The sequence below is a fragment of the Leifsonia sp. ZF2019 genome (assembly GCF_019924635.1).
In the GTDB taxonomy this organism is placed as follows: domain Bacteria; phylum Actinomycetota; class Actinomycetes; order Actinomycetales; family Microbacteriaceae; genus Leifsonia.
This window is the reverse complement of sequence record NZ_CP065037.1, coordinates 3,066,307-3,085,455: the sequence shown is the minus strand read 5'-3', so window position 1 is coordinate 3,085,455 and position 19,149 is coordinate 3,066,307. Positions and strand designations below refer to the sequence as shown.

The window sequence follows — 19,149 nt, the reverse complement described above, 5'->3', positions numbered from 1 at the left end:
TCCCGTCGCGCGCGGGATCGGCGACGCCCGAGAGGAGCGCACGCCCGCGTGACCACCACCGCCCCGGCCCGCACCGACCGTCCCGCCTACCGGCCCTACCGGGCGCGCGTGTCCGCCGTCCGGCCGCTCAGCCCGCACTTCACCCGCGTCAGCTTCGCGTGCGACGACTTCGAGCACTTCGGCACCGAGGGCCTGGACCAGCGCATCAAGCTCCTGTTCCCGCTCGCCGACGGCACCATCTCCGACCTCGGCTTCGACGACGAGGAGTCGCTGGCCGCGGGCGACTGGTACGACCGCTGGCGCGCCCTGCCCGAGCATCTGCGCAACCCGTTCCGCACCTACACCGTTCGCGTCTCCGACCCGGCGGACCGCCGTGTGGACATCGACTTCGTGTCGCACGGCGACGGCGGACCCGCGGCCCGCTGGCTGCTGGCCGCGGCCCCCGGCGACGAGCTCGTGATCGTCGGGCCGGACGCCCGCAGCACGACGACGGGGATGGGCATCGACTGGCACCCGGGCGGCTGCAAGGACCTCCTCATCGTGGGTGACGAGACGGCGGTGCCCGCCGTAGCGGCCATCCTGGAGTCCCGGCCGGAGGACTGCACGGCCCACGTGTTCCTCGAGGTCCCCGCCCCCGAGGACGCGCTGCCTCTTCTGGCACCTCCCGGCGTCACGATCACCTGGTCGGCCCGCGGCGACGCCGAGACCGGCACCGCCCTGGTGCCCGCGATCGAGCGCTGGCTGGCCGAGCATCCCGAGGTCGTCGCCCGGGCGGCAGCACCGGAGCGGCAGCGCCTCGACCGTGTCGACGTCGACCGCGACGTGCTGTGGGAGCTGCCCGAGGAGGGCGAGGCAGGCTTCTACGCCTGGATCGCCGGGGAGTCCGCCGCGGTCAAGGCGCTGCGCCGCCTCCTGGTGCGCGGCCACGGAATCGACCGCCACCGCGTCGCCTTCATGGGCTACTGGCGGAGGGGCCGCGCCGAGAACTGACCGGCCGCGGTCATTTCTTCTCGGCGTCCTCGACTCCGGCGAAGGTCTCGGGGTAGTCGCTCAGCCAGGTCCAGTGGCTCAGCGGCCAGCTGATCACGAAGGCTTTGCCGACGACGTCGTCCAGCGGCACGAAGCCGCCGCCCGGGTCGTCCATGTGGTACCGGGAGTCGGCAGAGTTGTAGCGGTTGTCGCCCATCACCCACACCTTGCCCTCCGGCACGGTGACGTTGAACGGCTTGCCCGACACCTGCTGGACGCCGGCGGGGAGGAGCACGTAGGGCTCCTTGAGCGGCACGCCGTTCACGCTCATCTGACCGAGCGCGTTGCAGCAGCTGACCGTGTCGCCGGGGAGGCCGATGAGGCGCTTGACGAGGTGCTGGTCGCTGTCGGAGGCGCCCAGGCCCACGAAGTCGAGCACCGCGCCGACGCCCTGCTGCAGCGCGTTGCCGGTGCTCGGTGCGGGCGCGGGCAGCCAGCCGCCCGGATCCTTGAACACGACCACGTCGCCGCGCTGGAGCGGGAACAGCTTCGGCTGCAGCTCGTTGACGATGATCCGATCGTTGATCTGGAGGGTGTTCTCCATCGATCCGGACGGGATGTAGAACGAGCGCGCGACGAACGTCTTGATCAGGAACGAGACGAGCACCGCGACCACGAAGATGACGACGACATCCCGCAGCAGCGACTTCCACCCCGACTTGCGAGCGGAACGGCGCGGGCGGGTGGGGGCAGTGCTGTCGGTCACAATGCCTCACCGTACCGTGCGGAGGCTGTGAGCCGCATCCGACATCGCGGGCGGTGCACGTCAGGCTCCTGCTTCCGGCTCGGGCAGCTGATGCCGTGCCGTTCGGAACGGGCTGAGCGCGAGGAAGCCGGTCACCAGGGCGACACCGCCGATCGCGATCCAGAGCGTCGGCCGGAACCCGAGCGCGTCGGCGAGGAGTCCGCCGAGGGGCGCCCCCACGACGATCATCCCGCGGTTGGCCGAGCGCCATGTGGTGTTCGTGCGGGCCTGCAGACGGTCCGGGGTGACGGCCTGGCGATAGCCCATCTCGTTCGCGTTGCTCAGGCCGAGGCCGAATCCGTAGAAGCCCTGCCCGATCGTGAGCAGGGCGACCAGGGACCAGGCGGGGGCCGGCTCCGGCACCGTCGCGATGACAGCCCAGGCGAAGACCATGACGAGATTGCTCACGATGACGGCGCGTCCCGCACCCCAGCGGAGTCCGACCCGGCGCGAGAGGGTGCTGCCGACGAGCGCGGCGACTCCGGCTCCGGCGAGGGCGACCCCCAGCTGGAACGGTGACAGGTGCAAGCCGATCAGGACGAACGGCGTGAAGACGGTGCCGAGCATGCTGGTGAAGAAGAACCAGCCGTGGGAGCCGATCGCCATCGGCGCGAGCACGCGATGACGGTAGACCCAGCGGAGCCCCTCGGCGATCTCCGTCCGGAGCGGACGCCGGTCGGCGAGTGCCGCGGGAGCCTCCTCCACCCGGATTCGCCCGATCGCGATCGCGGAGAACAGGTACGACGCGGCGTCGATGACGATGGAGAACGCCGCGCCGACAAGGGTCACCAGCCCGCCGGCGACGACCGGTCCCGCCGTCTGGGCCACGGCGTCGCTCTGGTCCGTGCGCGCGTGGGCGGCGAGCAGCTGCGCGCGGGGGACGATCCGGGGCACGAGCGATTGCGCGGCGGCATCGCCGAACAGGGACAGCGATCCGACCGCCACCACGACGACGAGGAGGGCGGGGAGGCTGAGCCACCCCGCGACGGCGAGCAGCGGGATGACGAGCAGCAGCACGGCCCGCCCGAGATCGGCTCCCACGAGCACCGGCTTGCGGGGCCTCCGGTCGACCAGGGCGCCGGCGACCAGCCCGAGCAGCAGGTAGGGCAGCCAGCGAGCCGCGTTGAGGAGGCCGACATCGACGGCGTCTCCGCCGAGGTCGACGAGGACGAGCACCTGCACCGCGATGGTCGTGACGTAGGTGCCGAATCCGGAGACCGTGTATGACGCCCAGTACGCCGGAAAACCCGGGATCCCGAAGACGTCGCGGCTGCGAGGATGCGGCATGATCCTCCTTCGCGTCGTCCGATCAGGCTATCCGGGGGGAGGAGCCCCTGGTGGTCGTGCGCGCCGGGACGCTGTGAGCCGAATCCGACATCGCGGTCGGTGCTTGTCCGCGGGCTGTCGCGGTGAGAGCATCGGAGCACGGGCGCGCGACGCGATCGGCGTGCGCCCGCGTGATCATGAAGAGCGCGCAGCGACGTCGGGTGGGGTCACGACGCGGGGGACCGCGCCGCGCGGGCGGAGCGCGGCCCGCGACCGGGATGGTGGTGGCCGCGGCGCTGGCTCTCGTGGCTTTCGGGACGTTCGCGGTGCCGGCGCAGGCCGCCGCGGCCCAGGAGTGTCCGGCGACGGGATGCGCGATGCCGGCACCCTCGCCGACCGCGTCCGCGACCGAGACGCCGACCCCGACCGGGACCCCCAATCCGACCGGGACCCCCGATCCGACCGGGAGCCCCGATCCGACCGGGACGCCGACGCCCACCTCGACTCCGGATCCCACGGGCACTCCGACGCCGACGGGGACGCCGACCCCCACACCCACCCCGACCCCGTCCCCCACCTCGACCCCTGCTCCCGCACCCACCGACGACATCCCGCTCACGATCCCCGACCTCGGCCCGGGGCCGGCGCTCGACGAGGCCGACGTCGCGCGTGCCTCGCAGCTGGCGAGCGACCTCGCCACGGCGCAGGATGCCCTGGCCACCGCCTCCGAGCAGGCGCGGGACGCACAGCGCGAGCGGGAGCAGGCGCAGACCGTCGCCGACGCGCTGCAGGCGCAGGCGGATGCGGCGGCGAAGCGGGCGCAGAGGTCTGCCGCGTCAGCGGCGGCGCTCGTGCGCTCGGCCGTCTCGCACGGGCCCACCGCAGACCCGCTCGCCACCGTCCTCAGCGGCAGGGGCGACCTCCTGGGGCGGCTCGGGGCCGTCGACCGCCTGAGGACCCTCTCAGCGGACGGCGAGCGGACACTCCGCGCCGCGAGCGCCGACGCGCGGGCAGCGGCGGTCGCGAAGAAGAAGGCCGCCGCCGCCGCGCGGACGGTGTCCGCCATCGACGTCGCGGCGAGCGAGCAGACCGTGGCCGACGCGCAGACCCGGGTCGACCTGGCCGTCGCCGCGCTGGCCGAGGTGCCGACCGTGCTGTCCGCCGACGCGGGCTGGAGCACCCTCACCGTCGATCCCTCGCTCATCCCGGACGGCTGGACCCTCCCGGTGCACGGGCCGCTGACCGACGGCTTCGGGCCGCGGCCCTCCCGCCCCGCGGGCACCGCGCTCTTCCACCCGGGCGACGACATCGGTGCGGCCTGCGGGACCACGATCGTGGCGGCCGCGGCGGGCACCGTGGTCGACGCCGGGCCCAACGGGTCCTACGGCAACTTCATCCTGATCGACCACGGCGGCGGCGTGCAGACCGCATACGGGCACATCCGCGACGGCGGAATCGGCGTGGCGGTCGGGCAGCGGGTCGCGGCCGGACAGGCGATTGCGCAGGTCGGCTCGACCGGTGCGTCCACCGGCTGCCACCTGCACCTGGAGGTGCGCGTCAACGGTCTGCAGATCGACCCGATGCCGTTCTTCGCGGCACGCGGTGTCACGATCGGGACGCGCTGAGCGGCGGCCTCCTCCCGCGATCCTGCACGTTCGCCGGTTGTTCTCCGCGCTGTCTCCGATCTGGGCGTACCGTGCTGGCATGACCGAACTCACGGAGCTCGTCGGGTCATGGATGCGGCGCCAACGGTGGTATTCGACCAAGAGCGTCGAGCCGAGACTGCGACTCCTCGCCTCCTTCGAGATCGAGCCCGCCGATCCCGACCTCCGCATCGTCACCCACTTCTTCTGCGACGACGCCCCCCGCACCCCACGGGTGTACCAGGTGCCGGTCGTGGCACGGCCGGATCGGGGCGGCGACGCGACGGCCCTCATCGGCGAGGCCGGCGGACGCTTCCTCTACGACGGCCCGACCGAGGAGGCCTACGTCGCCTCCCTCATCGCGCTGATGACCGGCGCGGACCGCTCCGAGGGACGCGACGCGCACGCACAGGGGCACACGCTCGCCGGCCCGATCGAGGTCGTCTCGTCGCGCCGTCTCACGGGTGAGCAGTCGAACACGTCGATCGTGGCCGAGCTCGCCGGCGACCGGCTCGCGCTGGTCAAGGTGTTCCGCGTCGTGCAGGACGGCGAGAACCCCGACGTCTCGACCCTGGCGGCGCTGACCGCCGAGGGATCGCGTCGGACGCCCGCTCTGATCGGCTGGCTGACCGGCGAGTGGCCTGCGGCGACGGGAGGCCGTGCCGCCGGCGAGCTGGCGCTCATCCAGGACTTCGTGCCGGGCGCGGAGGACGGCTGGGAGCTCGCCGTCTCGGCCGCCGAGCGCGGTGAGGACTTCGCCGACCGGGCATTCGACCTCGGGCGGGGCACCGCCGAGCTGCACCGTCAGCTGGCGCTGGCCCTGCCGACCCGGCCCGCGGATCGGGAGGATGTCGCCCGCGCGCTCGACGCGATGTTCCGCCGCCTCACCGTGACCACGACCGAGGTGCCCGATGTCGAGCGGCTGCGCCCGGGGATCGCCGCTGTCTACGAGGCCGCGGCGGCCGCTCCGGCGCCCGTGCTGCAGCGCATCCACGGAGACCTGCACCTCGGGCAGGTGCTCCACGCGCCCGACCGCGGCTGGCAGTTCATCGACTTCGAGGGAGAGCCATTGCGCCCGCTCGCCGAGCGCAGCCTCCCGGACTCCACGATGCGCGACGTCGCGGGGATGCTCCGCTCGTTCGACTACGTCGCCGGGTCGCTCGCGCAGCGGCAGCCGCCGATCGACGCGGCCGCCTGGTCCGCCCGGGCACGGGAGGCGTACCTCGAGGGCTACGCGTCCGTGGCCGGCGCCGAGCTGGATGAGCACCACGCGCTGCTCGACGCGTTCGAGCTCGACAAGGCGGTGTACGAGATCGTGTACGAGGCGCGGCACCGTCCGGCGTGGATCCCCATCCCGCTGGGCGCGGTGGAGCGGCTGCTGTCGACACGGGTCTGACGGTGGCCGCGGTGGACGTGGGCCGGACAGGCTGAGGCCACCGCGACCTCAGTGGGAACGGGCTCTCGCGACGAGTCGGCCGCGAACTCCGTTCGAACGGCGCCGCGCTCCGCGTGTCGGTCACGATCTCCGTGCGAACGGATCTCTCCGCCGACGCGCCGTCCAGAGTTCCGGAGGAACGGCGACGTCCGCCATCGGCGACGAGATCTCCGGAGTCGTCACGTCGCGCAGGGCCTCACGCCTCCGCGGTGCGCGGCAGGTGCTTGGAATACGAGGCGAGCAGGGCCAGCGACGACAGTGCGGCCAGCGCGATCAGCGCGAGGAACAGACCGATCGTCGACAGAGGCGGCGTGAGCGCGGCCATGATGGTCGGCACGAGGAAGCCTGCATAGGCCACGGCGTAGAACATCCCGGTCAGCCCGGCGAGGTCGCGCGGCGTCGCGATGCTCTGCACCTCCAGCAGCCCGGAGACGAGGGCGATGCCCATCCCGGCGCCCAGGACGACCGCCGCGAGGAGGCCGAGAAGCAGCGACCGCGTCACGACCGCCCCGGTGAGGACGACGAGCCCGGCGCCGATCGTGATCAGCGCCGCCACCAGCCCGCGCGCGCTCGAGACGGAGTGGAGCCGCTTGGCGATCGGCTGCACCAGCGAGGCGACACCCAGCGCGACGACGGTGAGGACGGTCGCGTAGCCCAGCCCCCACTCCCCGGTCCGATCGCCGAGCAGCACGGGAAGGTAGCCGTAGGCCAGTGCCGCCGCGGCGAAGATCCAGGGCGCCGCGACCAGCACCACCCGGCGGAACCGCTTGTGGCCCGCAGCCGGGATGCGCAGCTGGGCCAGCAGGGGACCGCGCTCGCCTCCGCTGGTCGCCGTCTCGGGGATGCGCAGCACCGCCCACGCGAGCGGCAGCGTCAGTGCGATGTGGACGACGAACGGCAGCTCCTCGCCGAACACGGTGAACTGCGCGATCCCGCCCGCGACGAGCGCACCGGCGGCGGAGCCCAGCGTGAACGCGAGGGAGGCGCGACGTGCTCCGGCCGCGCGGTCGACGCCCGGCTCGAAGCGCGGCGAGGAGACCTCCTTCATCCAGCTGGTGCCCACCGCCATCGCGATGCCGACCGTGATGCCGGAGAGCAGCCGTCCGACGTAGATCGGCACCGGTCCCAGCTCGCCCAGGGCCAGCGCTCCGCTCGCGAGCATCGCCGAGAGCACTCCCGCGAACATCAGCGGGCGCCGGCCGTGCCGGTCCGAGAGCGCTCCGGCGATCAGCAGCGCCGGCGCCAGGCCCAGCACATAGACGCCGAGGAACATGTTGACGGTCAGCTCCGAATAGTGCTGGACGTCCTTGTACATGAGCAGGAGCGGACTGAACTGGTTGCCGCACCAGGAGCAGACGAACATGACGGCGAACACCAGCCGCCACGGCGCGCGAGAGGGCCGGGCCGCGCGGACGTCACGGGTCTCGCGCATCACAGCGCGCCCTGGTTGCGTGCGATGTGCGTGCGCAGCAGACCGGTGTAGTCGCCGCCGCTGCGCAGGGCGTCGAGCAGGGCCTCGTGGTCGGCGAGCGAATCGCCCAGAGTCTCCGGCCGCACGCGGAACAACTGGTGCCGGATGCGCTGCTGGCGGTCGCGCAGGAGCCCGTAGAAGTGGCCGGCGAGATCGTTCCCCGACGCGTCCACGACGGCCGCGTGGAACCACTGGTCCGCCTCGACGAAGCGCTCGACGTCGCCGGCGGCGATGGCCGCGCGCTGCTCAGCCAGGGCCTCCTCGAGGGCGGTGCGCAGGGCGTCGTCGGCCCCGCCTCCCTCGCGCACCCGCGCGGCGGCGGTGGCCTCGATCGCCTCCCGCAGATCGAGCACGTTCTGCGCCTCCCGCGGCGACATCGGCACCACGACCGCCCCGCGCCGCGGCTCGAGCGTGAGCAGCCCCTCCGCCGCCAATCGCAGGAACGCCTCGTGCACGGGCGTGCGGCTGACGCCGATCTCGGCGCCGAGCTGCGCCTCGCTGAGCAGCGTCCCGCCCGGGGCCTCGCCCGACAGGATGAGGTGCTTGGTGTGGGCGTAGGCGTGCTCGGCGGCCGGGATCATGCGTCCAGTCTACGCCTTGCATGCAAGGTTGCGTGCAAGGTGGTGATGGTCGCGGATCAGGCCTGCGGGGCTGCCGCCTTCACCCGGTACCGGGCGGCCCGGTGCGTCTCCGCCACCCGGTCGCCCGCGCCGTGCAGCTTGTTGCGCAGCGTGCCCGGCACATAGTCGGTCGGGTAGGCGCCGCGCTTCTGCAGCTCCGGGATGACGAACTCGACGATGTCCTCGAACGTGCCGGGGGTGATCGCGTAGGCGAGGTTGAAGCCGTCGACGTCGGTCTCCTCCACCCACTCCTGCAGCTGGTCGGCGATCTCCGCCCCCGAGCCGACGATGTACGGTCCGAGGCCGCCGATGGCCCCGTTGCGGCCGATGTCGCGCACGGTCCACTCGCCGCCGTCCTCGTTCGGGCGCTGGAAGTTGGCGACGGCCGACTGGATGGCGTTGCTCTGCACGTTGCCGATCGGCTCGTCGAGGTCGTACTGCGACAGGTCGACGCCCATCCACCCCGACATGAACACGAGCGCGCCCTCGTCGGAGGTGTACTGCAGGAAGTCCTCGAACTTCGCCTGCGCCTTCTCGGGCGTCTCGTCCGTGATGATCGTCAGCAGCGTGTAGATGCGGGCGGAGTAGCGGTCGCGTCCGGCGGCCTCGAGGGCGTCGCGGAGCTTCGCGACGGTCGCCTTCAGCCCGTCCTTGGTGGAGGCGGCGACGAAGATGGCCTCCGCGTTCTCGGCCGCGAACCCGATGCCGCGCTTCGACGCGCCGGCCTGGTAGATCACCGGCGTGCGCTGCGGGCTCGGCTCGGAGAGATGGATGCCCGGCACGGTGAAGTGCGTGCCGCTGTGGCCGATCTCGTGCACCTTCGCCGGGTCGGTGAACACGCCGGACTCGCGGTCGCGCACGACGGCGTCGTCCTCCCACGACCCCTCCCACAGCTTGTAGAGCACCTCCAGGTACTCGTCGGCGTGGTCGTAGCGGTCGTCGTGCTCCCGCTGGTCGTCGTGCCCCATGTTGCGCGCGGCCGAGGGCAGGTAGCCGGTGACGACGTTCCACCCGACACGCCCGTTGGTCAGGTGATCGAGCGTCGACATGCGGCGGGCGAACGGGTACGGGTGCTCGTAGGCGGTGCCCGCGGTGATGCCGAAGCCCAGGTTCTCCGTCACCAGCGCCATCGCCGAGACCAGGAGGATCGGGTCGTTGACCGGGACCTGCGCGCCGTGCCGGATCGCGGCCTCGTTGTCGCCGCCGTACACGTCGTACGTGCCGAGCACGTCGGCGATGAAGATCCCGTCGAACTTCCCGCGCTCCAGCAGCTTCGCGAGCTCGGTCCAGTAGGTGAGGTCCTTGTACCGCCACGCCTGGTCGTCGGGATGGCGCCACATCCCCGAGGCCTGATGGGCGACGCAGTTCATATCGAAGGCGTTGAAACGGATCTGACGGGTCATGCGATCCAGGATGCGGGATGCCGTGCCGCGGCGCACCCGGCACGTCACACGACGTAACCGGGGCTGGCGCTCAGCGCCCGGTGAAGCGGGGCCGCCGCTTCTGCTGGAAGGCGGCGAAGCCTTCGCGGTAGTCGGCGGTGTCGCGCAGGGCCGCTTGTGCGGCGTTCTCGGCGGCGACGGAGGACCAGAGGTCCAGGTCGCCGTCGCGCAGGCCCGCGACGATGCGCTTGCTCGCGAGGAACGCCTGGGTCGCACCGGTCGCGGCCGCGCTCGCCGCAGCCTCCACTGCGTCGTCGAGCTCGGCCGCGGGCAGGGCGCGACTGAACAGGCCGCCCGCCACGGCCTCGGTGCCGGAGAGCAGGCGACCCGAGTAGATGAGGTCGAGGGCGCGGTGCGGTCCGAGGCGGGAGACGAGCAGCCAGTGGCCTCCGGAGTCGAGGGCGGCGCCGAGTGCGGCGAACGGGGAGCCGACTCTCGCATCGTCCGCGACGAGCACGACGTCCGTCGCGACGAGGAGACCGAGCCCCACGCCCAGGCAGGCTCCCTGTGCGGCGGCGAAGGTCGGGGCGGGGAAGGCGCTCATGCGGCGCAGCAGCGGGGCGACGAGGCCGTCGAGGTAACCGGTCACGTCGTCGGTGGCCGGATCGACCCCGGAGATGTCGCGGCCCACGCAGAACGCCCGTCCTGTTCCGCGCAGCACGAGCGCTCGCACGCCCGCCTCCTCTGCCGAGGCGTACGCCGCGTCGAGGGCGCGGAGGTCGTGCGGCCCGAGTGCGTTCAGCCGGGCGGGCGCGTTCAGCGTCACGCGGGCGATGCCGTCGTCGATGGCCAGCTCGATCATGGCGCTCCTCACCCGTCGTAGTCGACGACGATCCGGTCGGTCAGGGGATGGGACTGGCAGGTCAGCACGTAGCCGCGCTCCAGCTCTTCGGGCTCGAGCGCGTAGTTCTCCGTCATCCGCACCTCGCCGTCGAGCAGCCGGGCCCGGCAGGTGCCGCAGACTCCGCCCGTGCAGGCGAAGGGCACGTCGGCGCGCACGCGCAGGGCGGCGTTGAGCACCGACTCGTTGGCGTCGACCGGGGTGGAGACGGTGGAGGTGGTCCCGTCGAGCGTGAACTCGATCTCGGCCGTGCGCTCGCCGTCGTGCACGACGACCGGGCGGCCCGCATCGCCGCGCACCTCGGCCGGGTCGCCGGTGGTGAACAGCTCGAAGTGCACGGAGGGACGCGGCACGCCGGAGTCCTCCAGCACGTCGCGGCACAGCTGCACCAGCTCGAACGGTCCACACAGGAACCACTCGTCGACGGTGTCGGGCGGCAGGAGCGTACCGAGCATCCGGCGCAACCGCTCCTCGTCGATGCGGCCGGAGAGCAGCGGGGCCGAGCGCTGCTCGCGCGAGAGCACGTGGTGCAGGGCGAGCCGGGCGGGGAAGCGGTCCTTGAGGTCGGCGAGCTCCTCCAGGAACATCACGTCGATCGCGGTCCTGTTCGTGTACACGAGGGTGAAGCGGGAGGTCGTGCTCGCCCTGAGCACGCTCGTCGCGAGCGCCATCAGCGGGGTGATCCCGGAGCCGGCGGCGATCCCCGCGATGTGCCGGCCGTCGAGGGCGGCGAGGTCGACGGTGAAGGTACCCTGCGGGCTCATGACGTCGACCCGGTCGCCGGGCCGCAGCTCGCTCGTCGCCCAGGTCGAGAACGCGCCGCCGAGATCGCGCTTGATCGCCACGCTGATGCGGCCGTCCCGGTCCAGCGAGGGCGGCAGCGGCGGGCGGCAGATCGAGTAGCTGCGCCGCAGCTCCCGACCGCCGACCTCGGCCCGCAAGGCCACATGCTGGCCGGGCAGGTAGTCGTAGTCGTCCCGCAGCTCAGGAGGGACGGCGAAGGTCACCTCGACGCTCGCGGCGGTCAGCGGCCGCACCTCGGCGACGGACAGCGTGTGGAAGCGTGCGCGGGCCATCGTCGCCCTCACAGCGCCTTGAAGTGGTCGAACGGCTCCCCGCATCCCTCGCACACATAGAGGGCCTTGCACGAGGTGGAGCCGAACCGAGACAGCTGCCGGGTGCTCAGCGACCCGCACTGCGGGCACTTCACGCCGAGCGAGAGGCGCACCGGGCCGCCGGGCGCGGCGGCACCGGTGGGGGGAGCGATGCCGTACTCCTCCAGCGCGGCCTTGCCCGCGGCGCTGATCCAGTCGGTCCTCCAGGCGGGGGCGAGCTCGAGGCGCACGCGGACCGCGTCGAAGCCCGCCCGGGCGAGCGCCCGCACGACGTCCTCGCGGATCGTCTCCATCGCCGGGCAGCCGGAGTAGGTCGGCGTCATGACCACCTCGACGCCGTCGTCGGTCACGCTGACGGCGCGCAGGATGCCCAGGTCGTCTATGGTCAGCACCGGCACCTCCGGGTCGAGCACCGCGGCCGCGGCCTCCCATGCCCGGTCCGCCTCGGCGAAGTGGCTCACCATGTCGCCCCCGGGTACTGCCGGGCGAGCACTTGCAGCTCCGCCAGCAGCGGACCGAGGTGCTCGGAGTGGCGTCCGCGGCGGCCGCCGCCGGACGACGCGAAGGTCGCGGGCGGCTCCAGGCCGGTCTCGTCGAGAACGGGACGCAGGCTCGTCTCGAACGCGGCGCGCAGGGTGGAGGGGCGCACCGCGATCCCCTCCAGGCGGTCGATCAGCGGGTCGTCGCGGAAGAGCTCGTCGACCGCCGGCCACACATCCGCCAGCGCGCTCAGCGTCCGGCGACGGGACTCGTCGGTGCCGAGGGCGAGCCGCCGCATCCACTGGTCGGCGTGGTCGCGGTGGTAGTCGACCTCCTTGACCGCCTTCGCGGCGACGCCGGCGAGCACCGGGTCGCCGGAGGCGCGCAACCGCTCGTACAGTTCCGCGAAGTAGTGGGAGGCCGCGAACTGCCGCACGATCGTGTGCGCGAAGTCGCCGTTCGGCTGCTCGAACAGGTGTGCGGAGCGGAACGCGTGCTCGTCTCGCCAGTAGGCGAGATCGTCCTCGGTGCGGCCGGAAGCGGTGCCCGCGTAGCGCAGCAGCGACCGGGCGTGGCCGAGCAGATCGAGGGCGATGTTGGCGAGGGCGACGTCCTCCTCCAGCTCGGGCGCGCGTGAGATCCACATCCCGAGCCGCTGCGCGAGCACGAGGGCGTCGTCGCCGAGCCACAGCGCGTACTCGGCGACATCGGGGGAGGCCGGGGAAGCGTGGTCGACGAACTCGGCCGACAGCGTGACCGTGCTGAGCTCGACGTGGCCGTGCCCTTCCTCGGACGAGGGCCCGGTGCTCACAGGTGCTTCACCCCCTCGCTCTCCGTGTAGTAGGTCGCGTGCCGGTAGTTCTTGCCCTCCGGCGAGGTGAAGAAGGCGTCCTTGGCGTCCGGGTCGCTCGCGGTGATCGCGTCCGAGCGCACCACCCAGATCGAGACCCCCTCGCCGCGGCGCGTGTAGAGGTCGCGGGCGTTGCGCACCGCCAGCTCCTCGTCCGGCGCGTGCAGCGACCCGACGTGCACGTGGCTCAGGCCGCGGGAGGCGCGGACGAACACCTCCCACAGCGGCCACACCTCGGCGGTCATGCGGCGGCCTCCCGGCCGGCGACGTGCCCCCCGCCGGCGGCGCGCTTCTCGGCGTACGCGGCCGCGGCCTCCCGCACCCACGCGCCGTCGTCGTGGGCCTCCCGCCGGCGCTGCAACCGCTGGGCGTTGCACGGCCCGCGCCCGGCGATGACCTCCTGCAGCTCGCTCCAGTCGATCGTCCCCAGCGCGTAGGCCTGGGCCTCCTCGTCCCAGCGCAGGGCCGGGTCGGGCAGCGTCACGCCCAACGCCTCGGCCTGCGGCACCAGCATCGCGACGAACCGCTGCCGCAGCTCGTCGTTCGAGAAGCGCTTGATCTTCCATGCCATCGACCGCGCCGAGTGGCGGGACTCGGCGTCGGGAGGCCCGAACATCATGAGCGACGGCCAGTACCAGCGGTCGACCGCGTCCTGCGCCATCCTGCGCTGCTCCGCGGTCCCGCGCATCAGCGTCAGCAGGATCTCGAACCCCTGCCGTTGATGGAACGACTCCTCCTTGCAGATGCGGACCATCGCGCGGCCGTAGGGGGCATAGGAGCAGCGGCACAGCGGTACCTGGTTGCAGATGGCCGCGCCGTCGACCAGCCAGCCGATCGCGCCGATGTCGGCCCAGCTGAGGGTGGGGTAGTTGAAGATGGAGGAGTACTTGGCCGTGCCGTCGATCAGCTGCTCCGTCATCTCGTCGCGCGTGATGCCCAGCGTCTGCGCCGCGGAGTAGAGGTAGAGCCCGTGGCCGGCCTCGTCCTGCACCTTCGCCATGAGGATCGCCTTGCGCTTCAGGCTCGGCGCGCGGGTGATCCAGTTGGCCTCCGGCTGCATCCCGATGATCTCGGAGTGCGCGTGCTGCGACATCTGCCGGATCAGGGTGCGCCGGTAGGCGTCGGGCATCCAGTCGCGCGGCTCCACGCGGGAGTCGGCCGCGATGAGGTCGTCGAACCGCGCCTGCGCGTCGTCCTGCTCGACCGTGTCGATGCTCGTCATCAGTCCCTCCGTCTCCGTCGACGCTCAATAACTGACTGATCGTTCGTTTAGTATATCCGTCCGGGCGGGAAGCATGCCACACTGGGGCGCATGACCGAGACGCTGCCGGCCGAGGGCCTGCGCCGGGGCCGCCCCGGCTACGACCAGCGCGGCATCCTCGAGGTGGCGGTGGCCGCGTTCAACGAGCACGGCTACGACGCGACCTCCATCGGGATGCTCGCGACCCGGCTCGGGCTCTCCAAGTCGGCGATCTACCATCACGTCTCCGCCAAGGACGAGCTGCTGGCGCTCGCGCTCGACGTGGCGCTCGACGGACTCGAGGGCGTGCTGCGCTCGCCGGAGGCGACGGACGGCCCGGCAGCGGCACGCCTGGCCGCGGTGCTGCGCGGCGCCGTGCACGTGCTCGCCGAGCGGAAGCCCTACGTCACCCTCCTGCTCCGCGTGCGCGGGAACACCGAGGTCGAGCGGGCCGCGCTCGTACGTCGCCGCGCGTTCGACCGCGCGGTGGCCGACCTCGTCGCCGAGGCGCAGGCGGAGGGCGCCCTGCGCACCGACGCCGACCCGGTCGTCGTCGCCCGGCTGCTCTTCGGCACGATCAACTCGCTCACCGAGTGGTACGACCCCGACGGCCCCCTCACCCCGGATTCCGTCGCCGACACCATCCTCGCCTTCGCCCTCTGACGCGCGCCGAGGTTCACGTCGTTGCGCTCATTCCGCCGAAATGAGCGCAACGACGTGAACCTCGGCGGGGGCTACTCCTTCGCGACCAGGGTGAGGACGTCGTAGGTCGCAACGAGCTCGTCGTGCTGGTTGCGGATGCGCGCGTCCCACCGCACCTCGCCGTACTCGTCGGTCTCCCGCGGCGTGATCTGCTTGGCCGTGAGCGTGACCCGGATGCTGTCGCCCGGCGACACCGGGGTGAGGAAGCGCAGGTCCTCCAGCCCGTAGTTCGCGAGCACCGGACCCGGCGCCGGGTCCACGAACAGCCCGGCGGCCCACGACACGAGAAGGTAGCCGTGCGCCACGCGACCCGGGAAGAACGGGTTCGCCGCGGCGGCCTCCTCGTCCATGTGGGCGTAGAACGTGTCGCCCGTGAACGTCGCGAACGCCTCGATGTCGTCCAGGGTCACGCGGCGGGAGGCGGAGGCGACCTGGTCGCCGATCCGCAGGGTCGCGAGCGACTTGCGGAACGGATGCTCGCCCCCGGCCGTCGCGGCGGCGCCCTCGTGCCACACGCCCGTGATCGCGGTGAGCATGTCCGGGGAGCCCTGGATCGCCGTCCGCTGCATGTGGTGCAGGACTGCGCGGATCCCGCCCAGCTCCTCCCCGCCTCCCGCCCGCCCGGGGCCGCCGTGCACGAGGTGCGGGACCGGTGAGCCGTGCCCGGTCGAGCTGCGCGCGTCGTCGCGATCGAGCAGCAGGATGCGCCCGTTGTACGCCGCGGAGGCGAGCACGAGATCGCGCGCGAACGCGGTGTCGTGCGTCGCCGCACTGGTCACCAGTGAGCCGCCTCCTCGCGCGACGAGCTCGGCCGCCTCGGCGGGCGACGTGTACGACAGGATGCTCGCGACCGGCCCGAACGCCTCCACCGTGTGCGCCGCGGGCGTGCGCGCGTCGGCGAACCGCAGCAGCAGTGGGGCGACGAACGCGCCCTCCGGCGCGACCCCTTCCGACCCGTCGGCCCGCCGCACGACCGGATCGCCGAGCGCGCCGACCACGACCTTCCCGCCGGCCTCCACGAGCCTTCCAACCTGCCGGAGCACCTCGTCGCGCTGGGTGCGCGAGGCGAGCGGCCCCATGGTCACCCCCTCCGCCCGCGGGTCGCCGACGACGACGCGCTCGGCGATGCGGGCGCGTACCGCGTCGATCAGGGCCTCTTCGCTCCCCGCCGGCACGATCGCGCGCCGAATGGCCGTGCACTTCTGGCCCGCTTTGGCCGTCAGCTCCACCACCAGCTGCTTCACGTAGGCGTCGAACTCCGGCGAGCCGGCGCCGGCGTCCGGTCCGAGCACGGAGGCGTTGATCGAGTCGGTCTCGCTCGTGAATCGCACGCCGCCGGTCTGCACGGAGGCGTGCGAGCGCAGGTGCTCCGCCGTGGAGGCCGAGCCGGTGAACGCGACCAGGTCGCCCAGCCGCAGGTGGTCCAGGAGGCCCGGCACCGCCCCGCACACCACCTGCAGCGACCCGTCCGGCAGCAGGCCGCTCTCGACCAGGATGCGCACCATCCGCTCGGCGACCTGGGCCGTCGGCGTCGCGGGCTTCACCAGCGTCGGCATCCCGGCGAGGAACGAGGGCGCCAGCTTCTCGAGCAGCCCCCAGACCGGGAAGTTGAAGGCGTTGATCTGCACGGCGACGCCCGGCAGCCGGGTGTAGACGTGCTGCCCGGAGAACGAGCCGTCCGTGGAGAGCGGCTCCGGCGGCCCGTCGACGACGACCTGCGCGTTCGGCAGCTCGCGCCGCCCCTTCGAGCCGTAGGTGAAGAGCGCGCCGATGCCGCCGTCCACGTCGATCCACGCGTCCGCCCGGGTTGCGCCCGCGGAGGCCGACGCGTCGTACAGCTCCTGCTTGCGGGCGGTGAGCGCCTGCGCGAACGCCTTCAGCAGCAGCGCGCGCTGGTGGAACGTCAGGGCGCCGAGAGACGCCTGCCCGACGGTCCGGGCGTGGTCGAGGGCGGCGGCGAGGTCGAGGCCGGTCGCGCTCACCCGGGCGACCGGCTCGCCGGTGGAGGCGTCGAGCACCGCGGTCGCGCCGGTGTCATCGGAGGGTGTCCACCACCGGTCCCGGACGTAGCTCGGCAGGACGGCGGGGGACTCGGTCATCGGTTTCCTCCTCGGAGAGCGTGTCCCGACGGGACGTATGCTGGCCGCATGGTCGACGAGGGCGCGGGCAGCGGATGGACGATCGAGCTCGGCGAGCTCGACGAGAAGATGGGTGTGCGCATCCTGGAGCAGTCGGCGGAGCGGGTGGTCGCGACGATGCCCGTCGAGGGCAACCGCCAGTCGTTCGGCCTGCTCCACGGCGGGGCATCCGTCGCCTTCGCGGAAGCGCTCGGCTCCTGGGCGGCGGTCATCCACGCCGGTCCCGGGCGCAGCGCGGTCGGCGTCGACATCAACGCGACCCACCACCGCTCGGCCCGCTCCGGGCTCGTGACGGGGGTCGCCACCGCCATCCGGCTCGGTCGCACGATCGCCTCGCACGAGATCGTGGTGACCGACGACGAGGGGAACCGGCTCTGCACGGCCCGCATCACGAATCTCATCATCGACGCCCGGGCCGTCCGTAGCGGAGGAGCCGTCTCCGGTCGCGTCGGGCCAGGCGTAGAACCCGCGCCCCGACTTGCGACCCAGCAGGCCGTCCGCGACCATCCGGCGCAGCAGCTCCGGCGGCTCGAACCGCGGCCCGAGCTCGCGGGCGAGGTAGTCGGCGATGTCGAGGCGCACGTCGAGCCCGACCAGATCCGTCAGGCGCAGCGGGCCCACGGGATGCCGGTAGCCGAGCTCCAGCGCGCGATCGATGTCCTCGGGCGAGCCGACCCCCTCCTCGAGCATCCGGATCGCCTCGAGCCCGAGCAGCACGCCGAGGCGCGAGGAGGCGAAGCCGGGTGAGTCGCGCACGACGACGGCGGTCTTGCCGATCGCGGCCACCCATCCCGTCGCGGCGGCGAGGGCGGACGGCGCCGTCGCCGACCCGGCCACCACCTCGACCAGCGCCGACGCCGGCACCGGGTTGAAGAAGTGCATCCCCACGAAGCCGCCCGGGCGGCGCAGCGCGGTCGCGAGCGCATCGATGGAGAGGGAGGAAGTGTTGGTCGCGAGCACCGCGTCGGCCGTCAGCAGGTCTTCCGCCCGCCGTAGCGCCTCCGCCTTCAGCTCCGGCAGCTCCGGGACGGCCTCGACCACGAGCTGCGACCCGGCCAGGCTCTCCCAGACGGTCCCGATGACCAGGGCGTCCGGATCGGGTGCGGGCTCGCCCCGTTCCAGGCTCGCCGCGACCGAGCGCCGGATGCGGGCCCGGGCGGCCTCCGCGGCGGCCTCGTCGCGTTCGACGACCGCGACCCGCGCACCCGCCATGAGGAAGGCGTGCGCGATGCCCGCGCCCATCCGCCCGCCGCCGACCACGCCGACGCGCTCGGGTGCCGGCTCCGCGGTCATCGACTCGTCCGCCGTCACGGCCGCCCCCGTTCGAGGAACTCCGTCATGCGCCGGTGCTTCTCCGGGGACTCGAACAGGACCGCCTGCGCCTCCCGCTCGGCCCGCGGATGCTCCTCCGCCGGCATCGCCAGCACCTCCTTGGTGTAGCGGGTCGCCAGGGGGTCGTTCGCCGCGATGCGGTCGGCGAGCGCGTGCGCCCCGGCGAGCAGCTCGTCCGGCTCGAAGAGGGCGGAGACCAGGCCGGCCGCGAACGCCTCCTCGCCGGTCAGCACCCGGCCCGCGAGCACGATCTCCTTCGCGAGCGGTTCGCCCACCAGCCGGGGCAGGCGCCAGAGCGCGCCCGCCGCGGCGATGATCCCCAGCCCCGTCTCCGGGTTGCCGATGCGCAGCCGCGGCGTGCCGAGCCGGAAGTCGGCCGCGTACGCCAGCTCGGCCCCGCCGCCCAACGCATAGCCGTCGAGGGCGGCGATGACGGGCAGGGGGAGCTCGGCGATGCGGGTGAAGATCGTGGCGTTGATGGCATGGCGGGCGTCGACGGCGGTGCGGTCGCGCAGCTCGGCGATGTCCGCGCCGGATGCGAACACCCCGTCGGCGCCGGTGAGCACGAGGATGCGCGGGTCGCGTTCGAGCCGCTCGCAGACGTCGTGCAGCTCGTCGACCATCCGCTGGTCGATCGCGTTGCGCCGCTCGGGACGGTCGAGCGTCACCTCGACGCGGTCGGCGCGCTCGGCGACACGCAGCGTCTCCATCGCGTCTCTCCTTCGAATCGCGAATTACCAAACGACCGTTCAGCAAGTAAACCCTACCAGCGCCGCCACCCCCGCGCCGCCCCCACCCCC

Annotated in this window: 17 protein-coding genes and 2 pseudogenes; 5 read left to right on the top strand and 14 right to left on the bottom strand. The window is 72.8% G+C overall.

Annotated features, from left to right (window positions below; all coding sequences use genetic code 11):
* Nucleotides 1-48 precede the first annotated feature (48 nt).
* Complete coding sequence (locus IT072_RS15205; protein ID WP_223357695.1) at nucleotides 49-990, top strand: siderophore-interacting protein; 942 nt, start codon at nucleotides 49-51, stop codon at nucleotides 988-990.
* A 10-nt stretch (nucleotides 991-1,000) separates the two neighbouring features.
* On the opposite strand, the gene lepB is transcribed toward IT072_RS15205, so the two are convergent.
* Both lepB and IT072_RS15195 read right to left on the bottom strand, forming a co-directional pair.
* A complete protein-coding gene (lepB, locus tag IT072_RS15200; RefSeq protein ID WP_223357694.1) occupies nucleotides 1,001-1,735 on the bottom strand; it encodes a signal peptidase I in 735 nt (244 codons plus the stop codon).
* Between the two features lie 60 nt (nucleotides 1,736-1,795).
* Complete coding sequence (locus IT072_RS15195) at nucleotides 1,796-3,061, bottom strand: MFS transporter (RefSeq protein WP_223357693.1); 1,266 nt, start codon at nucleotides 3,059-3,061, stop codon at nucleotides 1,796-1,798.
* A 200-nt stretch (nucleotides 3,062-3,261) separates the two neighbouring features.
* Between IT072_RS15195 and IT072_RS15190 the strand changes: the two genes are divergently transcribed.
* Both IT072_RS15190 and IT072_RS15185 read left to right on the top strand, forming a co-directional pair.
* Entirely contained in the window at nucleotides 3,262-4,665 is a 1,404-nt protein-coding gene (locus tag IT072_RS15190; protein ID WP_223357692.1) for a M23 family metallopeptidase, read from the top strand.
* 79 nt (nucleotides 4,666-4,744) lie between these two features.
* A complete protein-coding gene (locus IT072_RS15185) occupies nucleotides 4,745-6,079 on the top strand; it encodes a maltokinase N-terminal cap-like domain-containing protein (protein WP_223357691.1) in 1,335 nt (444 codons plus the stop codon).
* 235 nt (nucleotides 6,080-6,314) lie between these two features.
* On the opposite strand, the gene IT072_RS15180 is transcribed toward IT072_RS15185, so the two are convergent.
* The 9 genes from IT072_RS15180 to paaA all read right to left on the bottom strand — a co-directional run bounded on the left by IT072_RS15180 (nucleotide 6,315) and on the right by paaA (nucleotide 14,159).
* Nucleotides 6,315-7,550: an MFS transporter gene (locus IT072_RS15180; protein ID WP_223357690.1), complete on the bottom strand. Its 1,236-nt coding sequence runs from the start codon at nucleotides 7,548-7,550 to the stop codon at nucleotides 6,315-6,317.
* Complete coding sequence (locus IT072_RS15175; protein WP_223357689.1) at nucleotides 7,550-8,170, bottom strand: GntR family transcriptional regulator; 621 nt, start codon at nucleotides 8,168-8,170, stop codon at nucleotides 7,550-7,552. Before IT072_RS15175 ends, IT072_RS15180 begins: the two co-directional genes overlap by 1 nt.
* Nucleotides 8,171-8,226: 56 nt before the next feature.
* The gene (locus IT072_RS15170) at nucleotides 8,227-9,612 is read right to left on the bottom strand and encodes an LLM class flavin-dependent oxidoreductase (protein ID WP_223357688.1); all 1,386 of its coding nucleotides are present in this window, start codon (nucleotides 9,610-9,612) and stop codon (nucleotides 8,227-8,229) included.
* A gap of 70 nt (nucleotides 9,613-9,682) precedes the next feature.
* A complete protein-coding gene (locus tag IT072_RS15165) occupies nucleotides 9,683-10,453 on the bottom strand; it encodes an enoyl-CoA hydratase/isomerase family protein (protein ID WP_223357687.1) in 771 nt (256 codons plus the stop codon).
* An 8-nt stretch (nucleotides 10,454-10,461) separates the two neighbouring features.
* Nucleotides 10,462-11,568: a 1,2-phenylacetyl-CoA epoxidase subunit PaaE gene (paaE, locus tag IT072_RS15160; protein WP_223357686.1), complete on the bottom strand. Its 1,107-nt coding sequence runs from the start codon at nucleotides 11,566-11,568 to the stop codon at nucleotides 10,462-10,464.
* An 8-nt stretch (nucleotides 11,569-11,576) separates the two neighbouring features.
* A complete protein-coding gene (gene paaD, locus IT072_RS15155) occupies nucleotides 11,577-12,071 on the bottom strand; it encodes a 1,2-phenylacetyl-CoA epoxidase subunit PaaD (RefSeq protein ID WP_223357685.1) in 495 nt (164 codons plus the stop codon).
* Nucleotides 12,065-12,898 carry a 1,2-phenylacetyl-CoA epoxidase subunit PaaC gene (gene paaC, locus IT072_RS15150; RefSeq protein WP_442786768.1) on the bottom strand — a complete coding sequence of 278 codons (834 nt, stop codon included), beginning with the start codon at nucleotides 12,896-12,898 and terminating at the stop codon, nucleotides 12,065-12,067. Before paaC ends, paaD begins: the two co-directional genes overlap by 7 nt.
* The gene (gene paaB, locus IT072_RS15145; protein WP_223357684.1) at nucleotides 12,895-13,182 is read right to left on the bottom strand and encodes a 1,2-phenylacetyl-CoA epoxidase subunit PaaB; all 288 of its coding nucleotides are present in this window, start codon (nucleotides 13,180-13,182) and stop codon (nucleotides 12,895-12,897) included. The genes paaC and paaB overlap by 4 nt, the downstream gene beginning before the upstream one ends.
* On the bottom strand, nucleotides 13,179-14,159 hold the full coding sequence (gene paaA, locus IT072_RS15140; protein WP_223357683.1) for a 1,2-phenylacetyl-CoA epoxidase subunit PaaA: 981 nt from the start codon (nucleotides 14,157-14,159) through the stop codon (nucleotides 13,179-13,181). Before paaA ends, paaB begins: the two co-directional genes overlap by 4 nt.
* Nucleotides 14,160-14,249: 90 nt before the next feature.
* Here paaA and IT072_RS15135 point away from each other — a divergent pair, with 90 nt between their 5' ends.
* Complete coding sequence (locus tag IT072_RS15135; RefSeq protein WP_223357682.1) at nucleotides 14,250-14,840, top strand: TetR/AcrR family transcriptional regulator; 591 nt, start codon at nucleotides 14,250-14,252, stop codon at nucleotides 14,838-14,840.
* Between the two features lie 71 nt (nucleotides 14,841-14,911).
* Here the strand turns inward: IT072_RS15135 and paaZ are convergent, their stop codons facing one another.
* On the bottom strand, nucleotides 14,912-16,978 hold the full coding sequence (paaZ, locus tag IT072_RS15130) for a phenylacetic acid degradation bifunctional protein PaaZ (RefSeq protein ID WP_223360994.1): 2,067 nt from the start codon (nucleotides 16,976-16,978) through the stop codon (nucleotides 14,912-14,914).
* Between the two features lie 48 nt (nucleotides 16,979-17,026).
* Here paaZ and IT072_RS15125 point away from each other — a divergent pair.
* Nucleotides 17,027-17,428: pseudogene (locus tag IT072_RS15125) on the top strand (PaaI family thioesterase); the annotation flags it as partial.
* Nucleotides 17,429-17,464: 36 nt separating this feature from the next.
* Here IT072_RS15125 and IT072_RS15120 read toward each other — a convergent pair.
* Together IT072_RS15120 and IT072_RS15115 are read right to left on the bottom strand one after the other, a co-directional pair.
* Nucleotides 17,465-18,310 (bottom strand): annotated as a pseudogene (locus tag IT072_RS15120) (3-hydroxyacyl-CoA dehydrogenase family protein); the annotation flags it as partial.
* 14 nt (nucleotides 18,311-18,324) lie between these two features.
* Complete coding sequence (locus IT072_RS15115; protein WP_223357681.1) at nucleotides 18,325-19,059, bottom strand: enoyl-CoA hydratase/isomerase family protein; 735 nt, start codon at nucleotides 19,057-19,059, stop codon at nucleotides 18,325-18,327.
* Between the last annotated feature and the right edge of the window lie 90 nt (nucleotides 19,060-19,149).